This is a genomic window from Luteibacter sp. (assembly GCF_009912395.1).
In the GTDB taxonomy this organism is placed as follows: domain Bacteria; phylum Pseudomonadota; class Gammaproteobacteria; order Xanthomonadales; family Rhodanobacteraceae; genus Luteibacter.
On sequence record NZ_WNDO01000004.1, the window covers coordinates 213,729 to 235,893 of the forward strand.

Sequence of the window (22,165 nt, forward strand, 5' to 3'; positions counted from 1 at the left end):
ATGGCATGGGCTTTGCTGATGAGCTTGCATGCCCTATGACGACATCCCGATGTACCGATCCGCTGCGATGCCCCATCCCTATTTCCTCGTCACCGTGGATACGTCGGCGGCGAGGGCGTTCCTCGATCGCCTCATCGGACCGACCGGTGGCGATTTCACGGAGGTGAAGATCGGCGGTGACGACGCCAGCCTCTATATCGTTTTCCGCCCCGGCGAGATATCGGAGGGCGTGCTGGTCAGGCGCAGCCCCGAGGCTGGCAAGGTCTGCCCGATCGTCGCGGCGCTGGCCGACGCCATGATCGACCAGGTGGCGCTTGGCGAAGCGAACATGGGGATGCTGGCCCATGCGGCGCTCGCGCTGCGCGCGGCCCTGGGCGAGCATCGTCCCGACGAGGATGGCATGGAGACGCTGGCGGGCGGCCTGGCCACCTGGCGCCTCGACCGGGCCATTGCCTATATGGAGGAACGGATGCACCTGAGCATCACGACCACCTCGGTGGCGCAGGCCTGCGGCCTGACGGTCAATCATTTTTCACGCGCGTTCGCGAGAACCACCGGACAGCCGCCTCATCGCTGGCTGATGGGCCGGCGCGTGGAACGTGCCCAGCGACTGCTTCGCGACAGCGACCGCCCGCTGGGCGACATCGCCGCGGCCTGCGGCTTCTCGGAGGCGGGGCATCTCTCACGGGTATTCGCCCGACTGGTCGGCGTGCCGCCGGGTACCTGGCGGCGCTGGGCGCTGAAGACCCTGCCATCGGCCTGAGCGGTTTTGTCCACGTTCCGTGCGGGGTTCCGTTCAAGACGGCACCCTCGCCTGTTACCCACCATGCGCATCGTCGAAGGACCTGCCGGATAACGACAAGAACAAGGCGGGGATGGGTTCCCGGAAGCACCCGTTCACGCCAGCTCCCCCATGCATTGCCGTCCGAATCCCCATGAGGACGGCATTTTTTTGCCCGTGGCCTGCCATCGCACGCGTCCTTGCCGGAACGGCCCGTATCGTTGCCGCGAGGGGCGCGGATACTGCGCCTGCTCGTCCGGCGCAGGTGCCGGGCGGATGCGGAAGGACAGGGGATAACGCCAACTCCGATACCGCGGCCCGACCGGGTCGTGCGCGAGGGTGTGCGTCCATTCCCCCTCCTTTCTTCCCGAAGACCCGCCGGCATTCCGTGGAGGAAAGTGCATGAAACGCTTCAATCGAACCCTGATCGTCACCGCCTGTCTGTCGCTTTTCGCGGCCAGCGGTGGCGTGGAGGCGCAGACGGCCAAAAGCGCGTTCGACGCGACAGCCCTGCCGTCGCTGGCTGCGATGCAGCAGGCGACGCCATTCCAGAACAACAATGGCTACGCGCCACCGCCGGGTTATACCGGACCGCTGTTCAGCCTCAACCACGACTGGCCGAAGTTCGCCAAGAGCCAAGTAGGACCGCCTCCCTGGAGGAAGGCCATCAACAATGGCCGTATCAACATCCATAACGCCGAGGCGTATGCGAACGCCCTGAAAGAGGCGGTGGCACCCAACGCGCGCAAGCTGATCCTGGACTATGCCCATTGGGATGCCGCCAAAGCGGGCTGGTACAACGAGCCCTGGCTGGGCAGCCTGCGTGACGCCATTCACGGCACCTACCAGGCCGGCGTCTTCGGGGACGATTCGTTCCCCGGCACGGGCCTGAAGGTGAAGTTCCAGACCAATGTCCTGACGTATTACGACCCCATGGCGGCGCTGACCCTACGCAGCTTTTGGGGCGCCGATGCGATGACGCCGGCGCTGAATACCCGGAGCTCCCAGTTCATGGAGGATGCCATCATCGTGAAGGCGGCGGTGTTCTCTTCCACGGACAAGGACCAGCCGAGGGATTGGTGGCCCGTGCTCAAAGGGGCGGCCGAATGGCCGATGATGATTCCGATCAACTCGCACAAGAAGCCACCGGATGAGCCCACGCTGTGGACGGGCTACGTGGCGCAGTTCGACATCATCGTCAAGGATCGGGCGTCATCGCCGGACACGGGCTGGGTGTTCATGACGCTCGTCTACGATGCCGACGCGCCAGGCAAGGACGCATGGGACAAGATGGTTCCGCTCGGCGTGCAGTGGGGCAATGACGAGGCCGCGGGTGCCGATCCGAAGAAGCTCGTGGAAAACTGGAACAATCCGAAGGCACCGAAATATTCCACGCAAACCCTGGGCTGGGGTGATCGCCTGTCTGGTCCCAACGATGGTGCGCGTAACAACATCGCCTTCGGTGGGAAGTCATACAAGAACTACCCCGATTCCAGCTGCATGAGCTGCCACAGCACGGCGGAGTGGAACACGACGAAGAATCGGATGATGTCGTTCCTGCTGCCGTCGTACTACGCGGAAATCAAGGATCCCGATAAGGATCCGGGTTTCAAGACGTGCAACGAGCAAGGCAAGGAAGGCCAGGGCGACGCGTACAGCTACATCTGCTCGCCGGTGCCGGGCTCCGCGGAATGGATGAAATGGTTCAAGAATCGCAAGGGCGATGTCGCCATGGATCCGGGCTCGTTCGCCACGGACTTCGATGAGGTGTTCTCGTTCAAGGCGCTGAAGCTCTGGTACACGGCGACCAATCCGCAGAAGAAGCCGGCACCGCAGTTGAAGCTGTTGAGCAGGCCTGGTGCGCCCATGGAGTACAACCAGTACACCGGCGCTCCCTTGCCGAGCGACGACAAGTAACGCCGGCGGTGGGACGGGGCGCTAGTGCGCCTCGTCCCAGTTGGCTCCCACGCCGATATCCACCTGCAAGGGCACGCTGAGTGAGGCGGCGCCCGTCATGCGCTGCTCGATGCCAGCGCGTACTTCGTCGACCGCATCCTCGCGGACCTCGAAGACCAGTTCATCGTGCACCTGCATGAGCAGTCGCACGTCGTCGCGTGGTTCGATCCAGGCGGCCACGGCGATCATGGCGCGCTTGATGATGTCGGCGGCGGTGCCCTGCATCGGTGCGTTGATGGCCGCGCGCTCGGCACCGGCACGCAGCGCCTGATTGCGCGAGCTGAGGTTGTCCAGGTACAGGCGACGGCCGAACCAGGTCTTCACGTAGCCGTCCTGGTGGGCCTGTTCGCGCGTGGCATCCATGAATGCGCGCACGCCGGGATAACGCGAGAAGTAGCGGGCCATGTAGTCGGAGGCTTCGCCGCGGTCCACGCCGAGCTGGCGCGCGAGACCGAAGGCGCTCATGCCGTACATGAGGCCGAAGTTGATCGCCTTCGCCGCGCGGCGCTGGTTCGTGGTGACTTCCTCGGGTGTCACGCCGAAGACTTCCGCTGCTGTCGCGCGATGTACGTCGCCGCCTTCCGCGAAGGCGCGCACCAGGCCTTCGTCACCGGAGAGGTGGGCCATGATGCGCAGCTCGATCTGCGAGTAGTCGGCCGCGAGGATGCGCCAGCCCTCCGGTGCCACGAAGGCCTGGCGGATGCGCCGGCCTTCCTCGGTACGCACGGGAATATTCTGCAGGTTCGGATCGGACGAGCTGATGCGACCCGTGGCGACCGCGCCCTGGTGGTAGCTCGTGTGCACGCGTCCGGTACGCGGATTGACGATGCCGGCCAACTTGTCGGTGTAAGTGGAACGCAGCTTGGCGAGGCCGCGGTAATCGAGGATCACGCGCGGCAGCTCGTGCGCCTCGGCGATGGCTTCCAGCGCTTCCTCGTTGGTCGAGGGCTGGCCGGTGGGGGTCTTCACCTTGACGGGCAGGCCAAGCTCTTCGAATAGCACGGCCTGCAACTGCTTGGGCGAATCCAGGTTGAAGTCGTGGCCGGCCACCGCATAGGCCTGCTTCTGGAGTTCCAGCATGCGCTTGCCGAGCTGCTGACTCTGCTTGCGCAGCTCGTTCGCGTCGATCAGCACGCCGGTGCGTTCCATCTTCGCCAGGACGGGCACGAGCGGAATCTCGATGTCCTCGTACACGGAGCGCAGCGAGGGTTCGGCCTCCAGCTTCGGCCACAGCGCGTGGTGCAGGCGCAGGGTGATGTCGGCATCCTCGGCGGCGTAGCGGCAGGCGGTATCGCAGTCCACCTGCGAGAACGGGATCTGCTTGGCGCCCTTGCCTGCGACCTGCTCGTACTTGATCGTGGTGTAGCCGAGATAGCGCGTGGCCAGCGAGTCCATGTCGTGACGCGTGGCGGTGGCGTTGTAGACGTAGGATTCGAGCATCGTGTCGTGCGCGAGACCGCGCACCGCGATGTCGTAGTGCGACAGCACGTTGATGTCGTACTTGCCGTGCTGGCCGACCTTGGGTCGCGTCGCGTCTTCCAGGATGGGCTTCAGCGCGCCGAGCACGTGCTCGCGCGACAGCTGCTTCGGCGCGCCGGGATAATCATGGGCCAGCGGGATGTACGCCGCCTTGCCGGGCTCCACCGCCAGCGACACGCCGACGATCTCCGCCTGCATGGCATCGATGCTGGTGGTCTCGGTGTCGAAGGCGATCAGCGGAGCGGTCTGGAGTTTCTCCACCCACGTGGCGAAGTGCGCTTCGTCAAAGACCAGTTCGTACTCGGCCTCGCCCGAGAAGAGCTCGACGTCCGTCGTGCTGGCGGTCGCGACCGGGGACGGGCTTGCGACCGGTGCGGTGGCCGGCGCGGACAGGGCGCCGGTGTCCAGTTCCTTCAGCGCGGCCTTGAAGTCGTAACGGGCGTACAGCTCGCGCAGCGCATCGATATCGCGCTCGCGCATGGTGAGGTCGGCCGGGCCCTGGTCGAGCGGCACGTTGGTGCGGATGGTGACCAGTTCGCGCGACAGCGGCAGGCGCGGCATCGCGGCGCGCAGGTTCTCGCCGATCTTGCCGCCGACGCGTTCGGCGTTGGCGAACAGTGCGTCGAGGTTGTCGTATTCGGCCAGCCACTTCGCGGCGGTCTTCGGTCCGCACTTCTCCACGCCCGGCACGTTGTCGACCGTGTCGCCGACGAGCGTGAGGTAGTCGACGATCTGGTCGGGGCGCACGCCGAACTTGGCGATCACGCCTTCGATGTCCATAGTGGTGTTGGTCATGGTGTTGACCAGCAGCACATGGCCGTCGACCAGCTGGGCGAAGTCCTTGTCGCCGGTGGAGATGATCGTGTGGATACCGGCGGCCGAGGCCTGCGTGGCCAGGGTGCCGATGACATCGTCGGCCTCGACGCCGGGAATGCACAGGATGGGAAAGCCCAGCGCGCCGACGATCTTCATCATGGGCTCGACCTGGGCGCGCAGGTCGTCGGGCATCGACGGCCGGTTGGCCTTGTAGTCGGCGTAGAGATCGTCGCGGAAGGTGCGCCCCGGCGCATCGCACACGAAGGCGACGTAGTCGGAGCCGGACTTCATCGTGGTGCGCAGCATGTTGACGATGCCGAACAGCGCCCCGGTCGGCTCGCCGTGGGCGTTGGTTAGGGGCGGCAGCGCGTGGAACGCGCGATACAGGTACGAGGACCCGTCGATAAGCGTGAGCGTAGGCATACGTCGATTCTCTCATGGCCGGCTGTGTGCCGCCCGTTCACGTGGATTGAGGTATGGGCCTTGCTATGCTCGCAGGCCCGCAAGGAGACCACCCATGAACCGCACGCACGCCCTCGTCGCCGCGCTCGCCATCGCCCTGGCGCTGCCCGCCGCGGCGCAGACCGCCCAGGATCCCCAGCTGAAGGCGTTGCCGCCGCCGGCGCTCAACGATCCGGGTCACAAGGCCGGCGAGCCGGACCGTTCCGGCCAGAAGCCGATCGAGCGGCCGGTGCCCTACGACGAAGCTCAGGACGGCAAGTCCACGCCGGCCACCTCCGATGCGATGGGGCGCAAGGTTTCCGCCGCCAACCTTCCCGCGATGGACGGCCGCGGCAATCCGCCACCAGATGTCTCCGTGCATCAGGAAGGCGACAACCGTGTCGAGGAGTACCGCTCGGGCGGCAAGCTCTACCAGGTGATCGTCACGCCCAAGAACGGCGTGCCGCAGTACTACAGCGTCGACGACCAGGGCCGCCGTCATGAGGCCGGTGGTGCGAATGGCCCGGTGAGCCCGGTGCAGTACAAGGTCTACGAGTGGGGCAACGCGCCGAAGCCGGCGGGCCAGAACTGATTCCGGTCCGATCGCGCGCAAGCACGCTCCCGTAGGGGCGCGCTTGCGCGCGACAGCTCAACCGTCCAGTTCGGCGTAATGCCGAAAAATCCCCGTCTCGTTGAACGCCACCCGGCGCTCCGAGGCCAGGTACGCCGCGATGTTCGGCCGGTCGGCCACCCGCTTCGCAAGATCCCGCAACAACGGCACCTTCTGTTTCGCCAGCGCCTTCGGAAAGGCGTACTCCAACCCCGCCATCACCTGGAACAGCGACAGGTCCACATACGAGTGCTCGCGCAGCGGGAATCGCCCGCCGCCGCGCTCGATTGCCCTCTCGAAATACCCCAGGTACTTCGGTATCCGCGATTCGCGGAAATCCTTCGAACGCCGCTTCGCCTCGTCGCGCTGGTCCTCGTAGTAGAGGCCGCTGGCGACAGGGTGATGCGTGTCGTGCACCTCGGCGATGAAATCCGTGATGGTCAGTTCGAGCTGGTGCGCGTAGAGGCGCTTGGATTCGCTCTCCGGCACAAGGCCGTGGCGAGGACCGAGGTAATGCAGGATGTTGGCGACTTGCGCGATCAGCAGGCGGCCACTCTTGAGGAAGGGCGGTGCGAAGGGCAGGGCGCCGTCTTCCTGGCCCTGAAGGAACGGCATGATCGCGTCGTCGCCTTCGATCCGCGCCACGTCGGTATAGGCGGCGCCGGCATCTTCCAGGCACAGGCGCACGAACTCACCGCGTCCCTGCAGTCCGGTCCAGTAATAAAGCTGGTAGCTCATGGGCATCTCCGGCATGAAACCCGGAGCATGCGCCTTTCGCGTTCAAGCGAGCGTGAGCGCCACGTCCCGGAATGTGTCCCAGACGGTCTGTGCCGGTGGTGACAGCGAGCGTGCCCGGCGCCGAAGCAGTGTCACCTCGCGGTGCACGGCCGGCGTCAGCGGACGTACGGCCAGGCCGGGGCGCAGGGCGTCCAGCGACAATGCCGGGGTGATCGTGACACCGAGCCCGGCCTCGACCATACGGAAGGCCGTGTGCGGGTGGCCGACTTCCAGCGTCACACGGGCAGGAATCTGCCGCTGCGTCAGCGCCGCATCGATGAGGCGGCGGCTACCGGAGGCGTGGTCGAGCAGGATCAGCGCCTGGTCCACCAGGGCCTTCCAGGGCACCGACGCGCGCTCGACGAAGGGATGGTCCTCGCGGCAGACCAGGACGAACGGATCGTGCAGGATCGTCTCGGCGTCGAATTCCTCGGTGGTAGCCGGCTCCACCGTCAGCCCGAAGTCGACCTCGCCACCCCGGATCGCATCCAGCACCTGGGCCTGGCTCTGGTCGCGCAGCAGGATTTCCAGCGATGGATGGTCCATGGCGCAGCGGGCGATGCAGGCAGGCACCAGGCCAGCCGACACCGTGGGCACGGCGGCGAGGCGGATGCGGCCACGCAGCGGGTCGGCCAGCGCCCGGGCATGGCCCAGCACGCCGTCGAGTTCGTCGAGCACGCGGGACACCGCCTGCTCCAGGTAACGCCCGGCCTCGGTCGGCACCACTTCGCGGGTGCTCCGGTCGAACAGGCGCACGTCCAGTTCGTCTTCAAGGTCGGCGATGAGCCGGCTTACGGCGGGCTGCGTGAGGTGCAGCGCATCGGCCGCCCGGCGGAAATGCCGATGCCCCGCCACGGCGAGGAAGGCGCGAAGCTGGCGTAGCGAGACATTCATGTCATAAATCTATCACTGAATCAGATAAAACGATTTGCCTTATCAACCCTGCGGCGGTGCAATACGAACCATTCTCCACTTCGCCCGTGCCGCCGCCATGCGCCGCTTCCTGCCCGACGGATTCACCCTTTCCCTGATCGCCACGGTGCTCCTGGCGAGCTTCCTGCCCTGTCGTGGCGTGGCGGCCCAGGCCTTCGAGGTGCTGACCGACGCGGCGATCGCCCTGCTGTTCTTCCTGCACGGTGCCAAGCTGTCGCGGGACGCCGTGGTGGCCGGCATGACCAACTGGCGCCTGCACCTCACGGTGCTCGCCAGCACCTTCGTGCTGTTCCCCGTGCTGGGTCTGCTGCTGAAGCCGGTGTTGTCGCCGCTGGTGTCGCCCGATCTCTATCTCGGCATCCTGTTCCTGTGCACGCTGCCCTCGACGGTGCAGTCGTCGATCGCCTTCACCTCGATCGCGCGCGGCAACGTGCCGGCCGCCATTGTCTCGGCGTCGGCGTCCAGCTTGCTCGGCATCTTCATCACGCCGCTGCTTGTGGGCCTGATGATCGCCGGTACGGGGCAGGGCAGCCTGTCATGGCATTCGGTCGGCGTGATCGTGTTGCAGTTGTTCGTGCCGTTCGTCGCCGGCCAGGTGGCCCAGCGCTGGATCGGTGGCTGGGTGCGTCGCCACGCGACGCTGCTGACCTATGTCGATCGTGGCTCGATCCTGCTGGTCGTGTACACCGCATTCAGCGCCGCCGTGTTGCAGGGCCTGTGGCACCAGCTGCCGTTGCCGGTGCTGGGCGGCCTGGTCGTCGTGAACATCGTGCTGCTGGCGCTGGCGCTGCTGGCGACGCGCTACGGCGCGCGTGCGCTGGGCTTCGCGACGGAAGACGAGATCACCATCGTGTTCTGCGGCTCGAAGAAGAGCCTGGCCTCGGGCGTGCCGATGGCGAAGGTGCTGTTCGCCGGTCATCCGCTCGGCCTGATCGTGCTGCCGATCATGCTGTTCCACCAGGTGCAGTTGATGACCTGTGCGGTGCTGGCGCGGAAGTATGCGGTGCGGAAGGAAAAGGCTGCGGCGGCCACCGCAGCCGCACATTGAATCGCCGATGCGATCGGCTCCCACCCCTTCGGTAGCAACGTTGCTACCGAAGGGGTGGGAGCCGATCGCATCGGCGAAGTGTCATCAATGACGGAAGTGACGGATGCCCGTGAACACCATGGCCATGCCGTGTTCGTCGGCCGCTTCGATCACTTCGCTGTCGCGCATCGAGCCACCCGGCTGGATCACGGCGACGATGCCTGCCGAGGCGGCGGCATCAATGCCATCGCGGAACGGGAAGAAGGCATCGGAAGCCATCACGCTACCCGGCACCGTAAGGCCGGCTTCCTCGGCCTTCAGGCCGGCGATCTTCGCGCTCACCACGCGGCTCATCTGGCCTGCGCCGATACCGATGCTGCGGTTGTCCTTCGCGTAGACGATGGCGTTGGACTTGACCATCTTCGCCACGCGCCATGCGAACAACAGGTCGTCGAGTTCGGTGGGCGTGGGCTGGCGCTTGCTCACCACCTTCAGCTCGTCGCGCGTGACCTGGCGATGGTCGGCGGTCTGCACGAGCAGGCCTGAACCGACGCGCTTCACATCGTGTGTGTTGCGGCCTTCGCCCATCGGGATTTCGAGCACGCGCACGTTGGCCTTCTTCGTGGCTTCTTCCACCGCGCCGGTTTCGACGACAGGGGCGATCAGCACTTCGACGAACTGGCGCTTGAGGATGACCTTGGCCGTTTCCGCATCGAGCGGGCGGTTGAAGGCGATGATGCCGCCGAACGCCGAGGTGGGATCGGTGGCATAGGCGAGCTCGTACGCGGCCAGCGGATCGGCCGCCACGGCGACACCGCACGGGTTGGCGTGCTTCACGATCACGCAGGCGGGCGCGTCGAACTGGCGCACGCATTCCCAGGCGGCGTCGGCATCGGCGATGTTGTTGTACGAGAGTTCCTTGCCCTGCAACTGACGGAACGTAGCGAGCGTGCCGGCAGCGGGATACAGGTCGCGGTAGAACGCGCCGGCCTGGTGCGGATTCTCACCGTAGCGCAGGTCCATCACCTTCACGAAGCGGCCGTTCGACTGGGCGGGGAATTCGGCATGGCCGGCGACGGCGGTATGCGTGTCGTCGAGGTTCACGCCCGAGAGGTAATCGCTGATCGCGGCGTCGTAGTTCGACACGCGATTGAACGCGGCGACGGAAAGACCGAAGCGCGTGGCGCGCGAGAGACCGCCCTTCGATTCGATTTCGGCAAGCGCCGCGTCGTACTGCGCCGGATCGGTGAGCACGCCGACATCGTTCCAGTTCTTCGCCGCGGCGCGGAGCATCGCGGGGCCGCCGATATCGATATTTTCGATCGCGTTCTCCAGCGTGCACGTCGGATCGGCGACGGTGCGCTCGAACGGATAGAGGTTCAGCACCAGCAGGTCGATCGGCACGATGCCATGTTCGGCCATCACCGCGTCGTCGGTGCCGCGACGGCCGAGCAGGCCACCATGCACGCGCGGGTGCAGCGTCTTCACGCGACCGTCCATGATCTCGGGGAAGCCGGTGAGGTCGCCGACATCGCGCACCGGGATGCCGGCGTCGCGAAGCGCCTTCGCGGAGCCACCGGTGGAAAGGATGTCGACGTTGGCCGCGACGAGGCGGCGGGCGAGATCGATCAGCCCCTGCTTGTCGGAGACACTGACAAGCGCGCGGCGGACGGGGACGAGGTCGGGCGTGGGCATGGGCACTTCCGGGGACGAAAGCGCGTCATTATAGCCGCCCGGACGTCCGGGCGGCCCGGCATGGCCGGGTCAGGAGATACCGTGGGCGGCCAGCTTCTTGCGCAGGGTGGCGCGATTGATGCCGAGGGCGGCGGCGGCACGGCTCTGGTTGCCTTCGTGGAAGGCCAGCACTTCACGCAGGAGGGGACCTTCGACCTCGCGGATCACCAGGGCGTGGAGACCCTCGCCGAACTCCGTGTCACCGATGTCCGCGAGGTAGCGGCGTACGGTCAGGCTGACGCATTCGCTGAGGGCGCTCTGCACGGAGGTCTCGTTGGCGGCCTCGCTGGCAGTCAGTCTCACAGCGTTCAAGGCATTCCCCTCTCGCAGCCCGGGACACGTGTCCCCGGTAAGTTCTTGTTCGAATAATGGTCGCTTGGGTGCGACAAGGACACCCCGCGGAAGGGGGCCGAGCGTCGCGAAGGGGACCGAGTGTACTCGCCCCGACGCGGGAAGTGCAGGCTTGCAAAAAGAAATTTTTTCGAACGGTCACTCGAAGCTGAACGAGAAAGCGACCGCACGCTGGCCCGGGTCTTGCACCTCGAACACCATCGCGGTGGTGGCGCCAGCGGGCAACCCACGCGTGCGGGCACCCGTGTCGCCGACGTAGTCCTCCGGTTGGAATCGACGCATCGCCAGGCGTTGTCCCTGGGCGTCGGAAAGCACGATGGTTACCACGGGATACGGCTGCGCGAACGATGCATCGTTGCGTACGCTGGCGGTGATCAGCAGGCCGTCGGGCACCGACGGGTGCTGTTCGACATCGCGTGCAAGCAAGCGAAGCCGCTCGGGTGCAGCGACCAAGGGCAGATGACAACCGAAAAGATCGCACACTTCGTGCAGGAGTGGTCCCGCCGTGTCATCGGCGATCAAGGCCTCGCGCTTGGCCCAGCCCAACTGAGCAAGCAGGCCGAACAGCAACACCAGGCAGACGATGACCCAGGCGGCGGTTTGCCAGGAGCGGCGCTTGCGCCGTGCGAAGGCGGGCGTGAAGGTGAGCTGCGAGAAGTCTTCCGGGGGTGGTTCGTCCGGGAGATCGGCCTCCGGGGCCGCCTCGATCGATTCGATGGCGGGGGCTTCGACGGGCACGGGCTCCGGCTCGGGGCGCGGGCGGAAGACGGCCACGTCCACCAGGGGAGGCTCGCGATCGAGGGCGTGCTCGGGCAGGCGGGCGAATGGCTCGGGGGGCAACTGGGTGGCCAGCGTGCCCAGCGCATTGAATACGGTGTCGCAATGACGGCAGCGCACGCAGCCACAGGCCGGCACGAGTTGCTCGGCTTCCAGCTTGTAGACGGTGAGGCATTCGGGGCACTGCGTGTACATCGTTCGATCATAGCCTGCGTGGCCGGTAGAATCGTGGCTCCTGTCCTCCTTATCGCGATCCCACGATGCCCTGGCTCGAACTTTCCCTCACCATCCGCGCCGCTGAGCAGCCGCGCGTCGAAGCCGCGCTCGAGGATCTCGGCGCCTTGTCGATCACCCTGCGCGACGCCGATGCGGAGACGCCCGACGAAGAAGCCATCTTCGAGCCCGGCGTGGGCGAGATCCCGCTGTGGAATCAGATCGTGCTGAACGCGCTGTTCGACATCGACGCGGATCGCCGCGGTCTCACCGCCGCCATCGCCGACGACCTGCCGTTCATCGAGCCCGTGCATATCGAGTGGCGCGAGGTCGAGGACCAGGACTGGGAACGCGCGTGGATGGACCAGTTCAAGCCGATGCCGTTCGGTCGCCGGCTTTGGGTGTATCCGTGGAACATCGAGCCGCCGCAGGACGGGGGCATCGTCGTCGTGCGTCTCGATCCGGGCCTGGCCTTCGGTACGGGTACGCATCCGACCACCGCGATGTGCCTGGAATGGCTCGATGGCCAGCAACTCGCGGGCAAGCACGTGCTCGATTACGGTTGCGGCTCGGGCATTCTCGCCATTGCCGGGCTGAAGCTCGGTGCGGCGCGCGCCGTAGGCATCGACAACGATCCGCAGGCGCTGCTGGCCTCGCATGACAATGCCGAGCGCAATGGCGTGCATGCGGACCTGACGGTGTACTTGCCGGGCGAGGCACCGGTGGAACTGGCCGACGTGCTGGTGGCGAACATCCTCGCCGGTCCGCTGGGCGAGCTTGCGCCGACCTTCGCCGCCGCCGTGAAGCCGGGCGCGCCATTCGCGCTGTCGGGCATCCTGCAGGGTCAGCATGAGGAATTGCTCGTGCGCTACGCCGAGTGGTTCGATGGGCTGGAAGTGCGCACGCTGGAAGACTGGGTGCGGATCAGTGGGTATCGCAAGGCGTGATGCGTAGGTAGTGCGCTCGCGATAACCGGAAACCGGGGCGCTGGGTTCCAGCATTCGCTGGAACGACGGGCGGCAAGAGTGGCGTAAGGTTCCTATCCCTCACGTCGTCCCTGCGAACGCAGGGACCCAGTGCGGTGAAGACGGTTTTCGCGAAGGGGGCCTACACAGGCTTTTCCGCCGATAAAAAAATCCCGCCTTTCGGCGGGATTTTTTTTGAAGGAGTTGTATCACTCCCCCTGCGGCGCTTCCTTTTCCTTCTGCTCCGCCATCCGCTTTTCCAGATAGTGGATGTTCTGCCCACCCTGCTGGAAGCCGATGTCGGCCATGATGCGCTGCTGAAGCGGGATATTGCACTTCACGCCTTCGATTACCGTCTCGTTCAGCGCCATGCGCATGCGCGCGATGGCGGTGGCGCGGTCCGGACCGTGCACGATGATCTTGCCGATCATCGAGTCGTAGTTCGGCGGGATGCGGTAGCCGTCGTACAGGTGCGTGTCGACGCGGACGCCCGGGCCACCCGGTGCCTCGAAACGCTTCACCGTGCCGGGGCTCGGCATGAAGGTGTCGGGGTCTTCGGCGTTGACGCGGCACTCGATCGCGTGACCGGTGAGGACGATGTCCTCCTGGCGGATCGACAGCTTGTGGCCGCTGGCGATGAGCAGCTGTTCGCGCACGAGATCGATGCCCGTGACCAGTTCCGTCACCGGATGCTCCACCTGGATACGGGTGTTCATCTCGATGAAGTAGAAGCGGCCGTTCTCGAACAGGAACTCGAACGTGCCCGCGCCGCGGTAGCCGATGCGGATGCAGGCGTCCACGCAGACCTTGCCGATCTCGGCGCGCAGTTCCGGCGTGATGCCCGGAGCCGGCGCTTCTTCCACCACCTTCTGGTGACGGCGCTGCATGGAGCAGTCGCGTTCGCCGAGGTGGATGGCGTTGCCCTGGCCGTCGGCCAGCACCTGGATCTCCACGTGGCGCGGATTCTCCAGGAACTTCTCCATGTACACCTGATCGTTGCTGAAAGCCGCCTTGGCTTCCTGCTTGGTCATGACGATGGAGGCGGCGAGGTGGGCCTCGTTGCGCACGACGCGCATGCCGCGACCACCACCGCCACCGGCGGCCTTGATGATGACCGGGTAGCCGATCTCACGGGCGATGCGCAGGTTTTCGTCCACGTCGTCGCCGAGCGGACCGCCCGAACCCGGCACGCACGGCACGCCGGCCGACTTCATGGCGCGGATGGCTTCGACCTTGTCGCCCATCAGGCGGATCACGTCGGCCGTGGGGCCGATGAAGACGAAGCCCGACTTCTCCACCTGTTCGGCGAAGTTGGCGTTCTCGGACAGGAAGCCGTAGCCCGGGTGGATCGCGGCGGCGTCGGTGATCTCGGCCGCGGCGATGATCCGGGGAATGTTGAGGTAGCTCTCGGCCGAGGGACCCGGACCGATGCATACCGATTCGTCGGCGAGGCCGACGTGCTTGAGGTTGCGATCGACGGTGGAGTGCACCGCGACCGTCTTGATGCCCAGCGCGTGGCACGCGCGCAGCACCCGCAGCGCGATTTCGCCGCGATTGGCAATGACGACCTTCTCGAGCATGGCGAGGGCCTCAGGCGATGACGAACATCGGTTCGTCGAATTCGACCGGCTGGCCGTTCTCCACCAGCACGGCGACGACGGTACCGGACACGTCGGCTTCGATCTGGTTGAACATCTTCATCGCTTCGATGATGCCGATGGTCTCGCCGGCCTTGACCTGCTTGCCGACCGTGGCGAACGCCGGAGCGCCCGGCGTGGAGGCGGCGTAGAAAGTGCCGACCATCGGCGCCTTCACGACATGGCCGGCGGGCAGGGCATCGGCAGCCGGGGCGGCCGGAGCGGCGGCAGCGGCCACCGGAGCGGCAGCGATGGGCGCGGCGGCGATCGGCGCCGCCTGGTAGACCGGAGCGGCCACGGCCACGCCGCCCTTCGGCACGCGCGACAGGCGAACCACTTCCTCACCTTCCTTGATTTCCAGCTCGGCGAGGTTGGATTCCTCGAGCAGGTCGATGAGCTTCTTGATCTTGCGCAGGTCCATGGGGCAACCCTATGTCTGTGGATGGGACGGGCGCCCTCGGGCGCCCCAAAAGGAAAATCAGGCCGCGGGCACGTTGAGGCGGATCAGGGCGGCTTCGAGCGCGAGGCGGTAGCTGTCGCCGCCAAAGCCGCAGATCACGCCCGTGGCGAGGTCCGACATATAGGAGTGGTGCCGGAACGGCTCGCGGGCGTGCGGGTTGGACAGGTGGATCTCGATGAACGGGATGGCCACGCCGGCCAGGGCGTCACGGATGGCGATGGAGGTGTGCGTAAACGCTGCCGGGTTGATCAGGATCCACGCGGTGCCCTCGTCGCGGGCCTGGTGGATGCGGTTGATCAGGGCTTCCTCGCTACCGGACTGGAAGAACACCAGGTCATGGCCGGCCGCCTGGGCACGGCTCTGCAGCGTTGCGTTGATGTCGCCCAGGGTCTCGTGACCATAGACCGACGGTTCGCGAACACCGAGCAGATTGAGGTTGGGTCCGTGCAGGACGAGGATCCTGGCCACTCTTCACCTGTACCTTGGGGTCCGGGGCTCCGGAACGCCGCGCAGTGTGCGCCTGTAGGACGGCCTTGTCCAGTTCGGTGACGTTCGACGCAGTTCGCTGGAGATCGTGACTTTCCACACTCCGCCGTATAGTGTGACGTTCGTTTCCGACCTGTAGGAGCGCGCTTGCGCGCGATGGGGCTTGCCGCGGTCGGTGATCGCGCGCAAGCGCGCTCCTACAGAGGATGGGGCGTCAGGGCGTTTCGTCGAAGAGCTTCTTCCAGCCCTCGATACCCAGCTTGTCCAGGGTCGCGATGTTCGCCTCGAAAATCGACGACGCTTCCGGAAAGGCCGCCACCGCCCGGTCGATGCTGGCTTCGCGCAGCAGGTGCAGGGTGGGGAAGGGCGAGCGGTTGGTGTAGTTGGTGATGTCGTCCGGGGCGGTGCCGTCGAACTGGAAATCCGGATGGAAGCTCGCCACCTGGATCTCGCCCTCTAAGTCGAGGTCGGCCACGGTGTCGTCAGCCACTTCCAGAAAGTCGTTGAAGTCCATGAAATCGGCCAGCGCGCGCGGGTGGATCAACAGCGTGGTGTCCACGGTTTCCGGGTCGGTGTCGCGCAGCAGTTCGAGTTCGCGGACCAGGTCCTGGTGCAGTTGCAGCGGCTGGTCGGCGTCGCTCACCACATAGCGAACCTGCCCCTTGCGGTGCACGGCCTTGGCGAAAGGGCAAAGGTTCAGGCCGATGACGGCGCGTTCGAGCCAGAGGCGGGTCGCGTCGATCGCCTCGTCGTGGGTGGGTGTGGCGTCCATGGGGTGCTCAGTGGGCCGGGGCCAGCCACTCGTCGAGTTCGGCCTGGCTGAAGGTGCCGATCTTGCGGCGAAGGATGCGTCCATCTTCGCCGATCAGCACGCTATAGGGCAGTACCCGTCGCGTGTTGCCGAACGAGAGCGAACCGCCCGGCGCGTCGGCGCCGGCGATCACTACGGGATAGCTCACGGGGTGTTCGGCGAGCGAGGCGCGCACGGCGTCGGCCGTGTCCTCGGCCGCGCCGACGATGGCGACGCCACGATCGCGGTAGCGCGGATAGGCCGCGCTCAGCAGGGGCATTTCGCGCCGACAGGGGGCACACCAGGTCGCCCAGAAGTTGATCAGCACGCGCTTGCCGCGCCAGTCGGCCAGGGGCCGTGCCTTGCCGTCGGGGCTGAGAAAGACGACGTTCGACGGGATCTCGCCCACGTCCGCCACGGTCACGCCTTCAGGCGGTGGAGGATGCTGGCGCCGATGTTCCAGCCAGAGGCCGGCGACCGCCGCGGCGATCGCCAGCATCACGATCCAGAACGTCGGGCCCCGCGTCATGGATGGGCGGCTGCCTCGAGTGCCTTCTCGATGCTATCGGAGGTCAGCACGGTGGACAGCTTGCGGCCGTCACCACCGCCCTTCGGATACACCACGTAGAGCGGCACGCCCACGGAGTGGTACTGGTCGAGGAAGGCGGCGATGGTCGCGTTAACGTCGGTCCAGTCGCCCTTCATATAGACGGTGCCCGTGCGCTTGAGCAGGTCGCGGAAGCCCTGGGTGTCGAGCACGGCCTTCTCGTTGGCCTTGCAGGTGATGCACCAGTCGGCGGTCATGTCGACGAACACCGGCGTGCCGGCGGCGCGCAACTCGGCGAGTTTCTCCGGTGAGTAAGGCACCGAGCCGTCGGTGGCGACGCTGGCACCGGCCGCCTGCGCCGGCAGGCCGTGCACGGTCCACAGCGCGGCGGCCGCACCGATGGCCAGCACGGCGCTGAAGATCCACGACAGGCCACCGCGACGGCGGCCGTACCACCACAGGGCCATCGCCAGCAGCACGCTACCGGCCAGCACCAGCGCCGAGGCGTCGGCGCCACGCTGCTTGGTCAGCACCCACAGCAACCACACGGCGGTGAGGTACATCGGGAAGGCGAGCGCCTGCTTCAACGTCTCCATCCAGCGGCCCGGTCGCGGCAGCAGACGGGCGATGGCCGGCACGAAGCCGATCAGCAGGAAGGGCAGGGCGAGGCCCAGGCCCAGCGCGAGGAAGATGAGGAAGGCGATGCCGATCGGCGCCGCGAACGCGAAGGCGATGGCCGAACCCATGAACGGGGCGGTGCAGGGGCTGGCGACCACCACGGCGAGCACGCCGGTGAAGAAGTCGCCGGACGGACCGGAGCGCGAGGCGAGGCCGCTGCCGAGATTGCCCAGCGAGCCGCCGATCTCGAACACGCCGGACATCGACAGGCCCACCGCCAGCATCACATAGACCAGCAGGCCCACGGCCAGCGGCTGCTGGAACTGCGCGCCCCACTGGATGCCGTGACCGGCGGCGCGCACACCCACGACCACCAGGCCGAGCGCGGCGAAGGCCAGCAGCACGCCGGCGGTGTACCAGAGGGCGTGCTTGCGGGCGGCACCCGGGCTCTCGCCGCTTTCCAGCACGGTGATCGCCTTCAGCGACAGCACCGGTAGCACGCAGGGCATCAGGTTGAGCACCAGTCCACCCAGCAGGGCGAGACCGATGGCGGCCACGAAACCGACCGGGGCATCGTCCGCCGCCGGCTTCAGGCCCGGAGGCGGCGGGGTCGGCGCGACCTCGGCCGGCGCGGCGGCGGGAGCCGATTCGCCGACCTTGCCCACGTCCACGGCGCCCGTACCGAGATCGGCGCTGAGGTGGCGCGTCATCACCGGATAGCAGATGCCGTTCTCCAGGCAGCCCTGGTAGGAAACGTCCAGTTCCACCTTCTTCGATCCGTCGGCGCCCTTGAGCGGCACCGGCACCTCGACCTGGTCGAAGTACACGATGGTGTCACCGAAGTTCTCGTCGTGGTGGGCGGTACCGCTGGGCCAGTCCGGTTCGCCGGCGCTGGCCGGGGCGGTGACCTTGATCTGGGTCTTGTCGCGGTAGAGGTAGTAGTCCTTGGGCATGGTCCAGCGCAGGACCAGCGTCTTGCCTTCCTTCACCAGGGCTTCGAAGCGGAAGGCCTGGTCAGGCGACAGCGAGGCGGCCTCGGTGCCCGGCGTGGCGGCCGGGGCGCCAAGCAGCGACGAACCGCCGCCGAAAGCCGGTGCGCCGGCCGCGGCAGCCGGAATCGTGGAGGCGCCGCCGATCTGAAGCTTCAGGTGCTCGGTATTCGGCGGATAGCAGATCTTCGGCTCGACCTCGTGGCAGCCCTGGTACTGGACGTCCAGCGCCAGGGTCTTCGTGGCTTTGTCGAGCAGCGTGTAGGGCACGCTGGCCTCGATGTCGCCGTGGTAGATCTCGACGTCGCCCAGGTATTCGTCGTGCTTGCGGATGCCGTCCGGCAGCGTGGGCTCGCCCAGCGACACGGCGCTGGGCTCGGCGGCCTTGATCTTGATCCGGCCCCGATAGAGGTAATAGTCCGGCGCGATCTTCCAGTGCAGCTTCACCATGCCCGGCTGGCTGGCGTCCGAGGTGAGGTGGAAGGCCTCGGTGACGGGCAGCAGGTTGTCGTCGTCCTGCGCCAGGGCCGGGAAGGCGGCGACGAGGGCGACGGCGGCGAGCAGGTTCCGCGCGAGGCGGGAAAGCAACGACATGGCAACTCCGTGGATCGGTGCGGCGACGAACCGCGACGGGCGTCGGTGATTATGACCGGGCGATACCCGATTCGCTTGCAGCGACCTGGGCGCGCAGCCAATCGAGGTAGGGAGTGTGGCCTGCCACCAGCGGCAACGCCACGATCTCGGGCACCTCGTAAGGATGCCGCTCCGCGACGAAGGCCTCCAGCGCGCCGAAAGCCGCCCGGGTGGTCTTCGCCAGCAGCAGATCTTCCTCATCCACCACGACCTCGCCCTGCCAGCGGTAGGTGGACCGCATGCCGGGCAGGCGGTTTACGCAGGCGGCCAGGCCGGCCTCGACCAGGTCGCGGGCCAGGGTATCGGCGGCTCCCCCGGTGGGGCAGGCGATCATGACGACGATTTCCTCGGATGGGGTCACGCTTTCGTCTCCTGTCGGGGATATTTTTGAACCGGAGCCCTTGAACCGGTTCGGGGTGGCGCCATGTCTTCGCGAGCGCCAGGCCCTTCCGATCCCGGGTGGGCTTTGGCTAGAATTCTGGCACTCGCCTTGGCCAAGTGCTAACAAGGCGAACCTTTTTTCTTAACCATCAACCACATGCTTGGAGTAGTCATGAGCAAGCTGAAGCCGTTGCACGATCGCGTCATCGTCAAGCGTCTGGAAGAAGAGCGCGTTTCCGCCGGTGGCATCGTCATCCCGGACAGCGCCACCGAGAAGCCCACCCGCGGCAAGGTCATCGCCGCCGGCACCGGTCTCACCCTGGCCAGCGGCACCGTCCGCGCCATGGGCGTGAAGGAAGGCGACGTCGTGCTGTTCGGCAAGTATGCCGGTCAGGAAATCAAGGTCGACGGCGAAGAGCTGGTCTTCCTGAAGGAAGACGACATCGTGGCGATCCTTGAGGGCTGATCTGCCCTGTTGGGTCCTGTCCTGACGCGCCAGTCGCGCTGATGGGCCCGCAAGATCAAGAACCCGTTTCCTAATTCAAAATTTTTGAGGCAAAAATTTTATGGCAGCCAAAGAAGTCCGCTTCGGCGAAGACGTTCGCGCCCGCATGCTGAAGGGTGTCAACACCCTCGCCAACGCCGTCAAGGTCACCCTCGGTCCGAAGGGCCGTAACGTCGTGCTCGAGAAGAGCTTCGGCACCCCGACCGTCACCAAGGACGGCGTCTCGGTCGCGAAGGAAATCGAACTCGCCGACAAGTACGAGAACATCGGCGCCCAGATCGTGAAGGAAGCCGCCTCGAAGACCTCCGACGTGGCCGGTGACGGCACCACGACGGCCACCGTCCTCGCCCAGGCGTTCATCCAGGAAGGCCTCAAGGCCGTCGCCGCCGGCATCAACCCGATGGACCTCAAGCGCGGTATCGACCAGGCCGTCGTGGCCGCCGTCGGCGAGCTGAAGTCGCTGTCCAAGCCCACCGCCGACGACAAGGCCATCGCCCAGGTCGGCACCATCTCGGCCAACTCCGATGCCAACATCGGCGACATCATCGCCACCGCGATGAAGAAGGTCGGCAAGGAAGGCGTGATCACGGTCGAGGAAGGTTCGGGTCTCGAGAACGAGCTCGACGTCGTCGAAGGCATGCAGTTCGATCGCGGCTACCTGTCGCCGTACTTCATCAACAACCAGCAGTCGCAGCAGGTTGAACTGGACGACCCGTTCATCCTCATCCACGACAAGAAGATCTCGAACGTGCGCGAGCTGCTCCCGGCGCTCGAAGCCGTCGCCAAGGCTGGCAAGCCGCTGCTGATCGTGGCTGAAGAAGTGGAAGGCGAAGCCCTCGCCACCCTCGTCGTCAACACCATCCGTGGCATCGTGAAGGTCGCCGCCGTCAAGGCGCCGGGCTTCGGCGATCGCCGCAAGGCCATCCTGGAAGACATCGCCACGCTCACCAATGGTGTGGTCATCTCCGAGGAAGTGGGCCTGCAGCTCGACAAGGCCACCATCAATGACCTCGGCCGCGCCAAGCGCGTCGTGATCACCAAGGAAAACACCACCATCATCGATGGTGCCGGCGAAGGCGAGAAGATCCAGTCGCGCATCGGCCAGATCAAGGCGCAGATCGAAGAGACCTCGTCGGATTACGACCGTGAGAAGCTGCAGGAGCGCGTGGCCAAGCTGGCTGGCGGCGTTGCGGTCATCAAGGTCGGTGCCGCCACCGAAGTCGAGATGAAGGAAAAGAAGGCCCGCGTCGAAGACGCCCTGCACGCCACGCGTGCGGCCGTCGAAGAAGGCGTGGTCCCGGGCGGCGGCGTCGCCCTGATCCGTGCGCTCAAGGCGCTGGAAGGCCTCAAGGGTGCCAACCAGGACCAGGACCTCGGCATCGCCATCACCCGCCGCACGCTGGAAGCCCCGCTGCGCGCCATCGTCACGAACGCCGGCGAAGAAGCCTCGGTCGTGGTGAACAAGGTGAAGGAAGGCTCGGGTAACTTCGGTTACAACGCTGCCAACGGTGAGTTCGGTGACATGATCGCCTTCGGCATCCTGGACCCGACCAAGGTCACCCGTTCGGCCCTGCAGTTCGCTGCCTCGGTCGCCGGCTCGATCATCACGACCGAAGCCGCCGTGACCGAAGTGCCGAAGAAGGACGACGGCGCCGGCCACGGTGCCCCGGGTGGCATGGGCGGCATGGGTGGTATGGACTTCTAAGTCCTGCGACTGCCGTTACAGCGACAGAAAAGAGCCCCGCGCAAGCGGGGCTTTTTTTGCAGCGGCGGTGGTGACTCTCCATGCGAGGTAACACCCCGTGATCTGGGTTTGTCGTGTGAACGCCTACCTCGCCGTCAGATAGATTGCTTTCCATCTCGGCCCCACAAACGACGGGACACGGTAGAGCCTATTGATCTTCCGGGCGGTAGCTGAAGGGCGGCACGCTCTCGTCCTGTGTGAATCGGATGACCGGAAGTACGATTCCGGTGGCTCGCTGATAGGCATCGCGCTTTTGTTGCGCCGTGGTTCTGGCCGAGTCGCTTTCATAGTAAAACACGGACTCAACGGGGAACTGTGCTGGGGTATCGAGTGGCCAGTCGTTTACTACGACTTCGTTGTTCTGCGAATAGCCGGGTTCGATACGCCCTGATCTTGCCCCCGTTTCACGGACACCCCTATAAGCGATTAACTATCGCAATAGGAGGTGGACGATGACCAAGAGCAAGGCAGGCAGAAAGGGGCAGGAGTTCAGCCTGGAGTTCAGGCAGCAGGCA

The 22,165-nt window shown here is 66.0% G+C and carries 20 protein-coding genes; 7 read left to right on the forward strand and 13 right to left on the reverse strand.

All coding sequences use genetic code 11. From position 1 onward, the window contains the following. Window positions 1-28 precede the first annotated feature (28 nt). Both GAK28_RS06495 and GAK28_RS06500 read left to right on the forward strand, forming a co-directional pair. A complete protein-coding gene (locus GAK28_RS06495) occupies window positions 29-763 on the forward strand; it encodes an AraC family transcriptional regulator (protein ID WP_291776360.1) in 735 nt (244 codons plus the stop codon). Window positions 764-1,183: 420 nt separating this feature from the next. Continuing rightward, entirely contained in the window at window positions 1,184-2,698 is a 1,515-nt protein-coding gene (locus GAK28_RS06500; RefSeq protein WP_291776362.1) for a hypothetical protein, read from the forward strand. A 21-nt stretch (window positions 2,699-2,719) separates the two neighbouring features. Here GAK28_RS06500 and polA read toward each other — a convergent pair whose 3' ends face one another. Then, window positions 2,720-5,455, reverse strand: coding sequence for a DNA polymerase I (polA, locus tag GAK28_RS06505; RefSeq protein WP_291776364.1), 2,736 nt, complete (start codon window positions 5,453-5,455; stop codon window positions 2,720-2,722). Between the two features lie 94 nt (window positions 5,456-5,549). Between polA and GAK28_RS06510 the strand changes: the two genes are divergently transcribed. After that, a complete protein-coding gene (locus GAK28_RS06510) occupies window positions 5,550-6,065 on the forward strand; it encodes a DUF2782 domain-containing protein (RefSeq protein WP_291776365.1) in 516 nt (171 codons plus the stop codon). A gap of 57 nt (window positions 6,066-6,122) precedes the next feature. Here the strand turns inward: GAK28_RS06510 and GAK28_RS06515 are convergent, their stop codons facing one another. Beyond that, window positions 6,123-6,821: a glutathione S-transferase gene (locus tag GAK28_RS06515; RefSeq protein WP_291776368.1), complete on the reverse strand. Its 699-nt coding sequence runs from the start codon at window positions 6,819-6,821 to the stop codon at window positions 6,123-6,125. Window positions 6,822-6,863: 42 nt separating this feature from the next. Then, window positions 6,864-7,754, reverse strand: coding sequence for a LysR family transcriptional regulator (locus tag GAK28_RS06520; protein WP_291776370.1), 891 nt, complete (start codon window positions 7,752-7,754; stop codon window positions 6,864-6,866). 97 nt (window positions 7,755-7,851) lie between these two features. On the opposite strand from GAK28_RS06520, the gene GAK28_RS06525 reads away from it, so the two are divergent. Continuing rightward, entirely contained in the window at window positions 7,852-8,841 is a 990-nt protein-coding gene (locus GAK28_RS06525; RefSeq protein WP_291776372.1) for a bile acid:sodium symporter family protein, read from the forward strand. An 84-nt stretch (window positions 8,842-8,925) separates the two neighbouring features. On the opposite strand, the gene purH is transcribed toward GAK28_RS06525, so the two are convergent. The 3 genes from purH to GAK28_RS06540 form a co-directional block, all read right to left on the reverse strand. Beyond that, entirely contained in the window at window positions 8,926-10,515 is a 1,590-nt protein-coding gene (gene purH, locus GAK28_RS06530; protein WP_291776374.1) for a bifunctional phosphoribosylaminoimidazolecarboxamide formyltransferase/IMP cyclohydrolase, read from the reverse strand. A 69-nt stretch (window positions 10,516-10,584) separates the two neighbouring features. Next, entirely contained in the window at window positions 10,585-10,866 is a 282-nt protein-coding gene (locus GAK28_RS06535; protein WP_291776376.1) for a helix-turn-helix domain-containing protein, read from the reverse strand. 177 nt (window positions 10,867-11,043) lie between these two features. Beyond that, window positions 11,044-11,877: a zinc-ribbon and DUF3426 domain-containing protein gene (locus GAK28_RS06540; protein ID WP_291776377.1), complete on the reverse strand. Its 834-nt coding sequence runs from the start codon at window positions 11,875-11,877 to the stop codon at window positions 11,044-11,046. A 65-nt stretch (window positions 11,878-11,942) separates the two neighbouring features. Here GAK28_RS06540 and prmA point away from each other — a divergent pair, with 65 nt between their 5' ends. Next, window positions 11,943-12,842, forward strand: a complete 900-nt coding sequence (gene prmA / locus GAK28_RS06545; RefSeq protein WP_291776379.1) for a 50S ribosomal protein L11 methyltransferase — start codon at window positions 11,943-11,945, stop codon at window positions 12,840-12,842. 227 nt (window positions 12,843-13,069) lie between these two features. Here prmA and accC read toward each other — a convergent pair whose 3' ends face one another. The 7 genes from accC to cutA form a co-directional block, all read right to left on the reverse strand. Then, window positions 13,070-14,440 carry an acetyl-CoA carboxylase biotin carboxylase subunit gene (gene accC / locus GAK28_RS06550; RefSeq protein ID WP_291776381.1) on the reverse strand — a complete coding sequence of 457 codons (1,371 nt, stop codon included), beginning with the start codon at window positions 14,438-14,440 and terminating at the stop codon, window positions 13,070-13,072. A gap of 10 nt (window positions 14,441-14,450) precedes the next feature. Next, window positions 14,451-14,918, reverse strand: a complete 468-nt coding sequence (gene accB / locus GAK28_RS06555; protein ID WP_291776383.1) for an acetyl-CoA carboxylase biotin carboxyl carrier protein — start codon at window positions 14,916-14,918, stop codon at window positions 14,451-14,453. Between the two features lie 57 nt (window positions 14,919-14,975). Continuing rightward, window positions 14,976-15,425, reverse strand: a complete 450-nt coding sequence (gene aroQ / locus GAK28_RS06560) for a type II 3-dehydroquinate dehydratase (RefSeq protein ID WP_291776385.1) — start codon at window positions 15,423-15,425, stop codon at window positions 14,976-14,978. A gap of 232 nt (window positions 15,426-15,657) precedes the next feature. After that, window positions 15,658-16,215 (reverse strand): DUF1415 domain-containing protein, encoded by a 558-nt coding sequence (locus GAK28_RS06565; RefSeq protein WP_291776387.1) that lies wholly within the window; start codon window positions 16,213-16,215, stop codon window positions 15,658-15,660. A gap of 7 nt (window positions 16,216-16,222) precedes the next feature. After that, entirely contained in the window at window positions 16,223-16,762 is a 540-nt protein-coding gene (locus GAK28_RS06570; protein WP_291776389.1) for a TlpA disulfide reductase family protein, read from the reverse strand. Then, the gene (locus GAK28_RS06575; RefSeq protein WP_291776390.1) at window positions 16,759-18,981 is read right to left on the reverse strand and encodes a protein-disulfide reductase DsbD; all 2,223 of its coding nucleotides are present in this window, start codon (window positions 18,979-18,981) and stop codon (window positions 16,759-16,761) included. Before GAK28_RS06575 ends, GAK28_RS06570 begins: the two co-directional genes overlap by 4 nt. A 49-nt stretch (window positions 18,982-19,030) precedes the next feature. Then, on the reverse strand, window positions 19,031-19,381 hold the full coding sequence (gene cutA / locus GAK28_RS06580) for a divalent-cation tolerance protein CutA (RefSeq protein WP_291776392.1): 351 nt from the start codon (window positions 19,379-19,381) through the stop codon (window positions 19,031-19,033). Between the two features lie 192 nt (window positions 19,382-19,573). Here cutA and GAK28_RS06585 point away from each other — a divergent pair, with 192 nt between their 5' ends. Further along, a complete protein-coding gene (locus GAK28_RS06585) occupies window positions 19,574-19,867 on the forward strand; it encodes a co-chaperone GroES (protein WP_144916355.1) in 294 nt (97 codons plus the stop codon). 100 nt (window positions 19,868-19,967) lie between these two features. Further along, complete coding sequence (gene groL, locus GAK28_RS06590) at window positions 19,968-21,611, forward strand: chaperonin GroEL (protein ID WP_291776395.1); 1,644 nt, start codon at window positions 19,968-19,970, stop codon at window positions 21,609-21,611. Window positions 21,612-22,165: the final 554 nt, after the last annotated feature.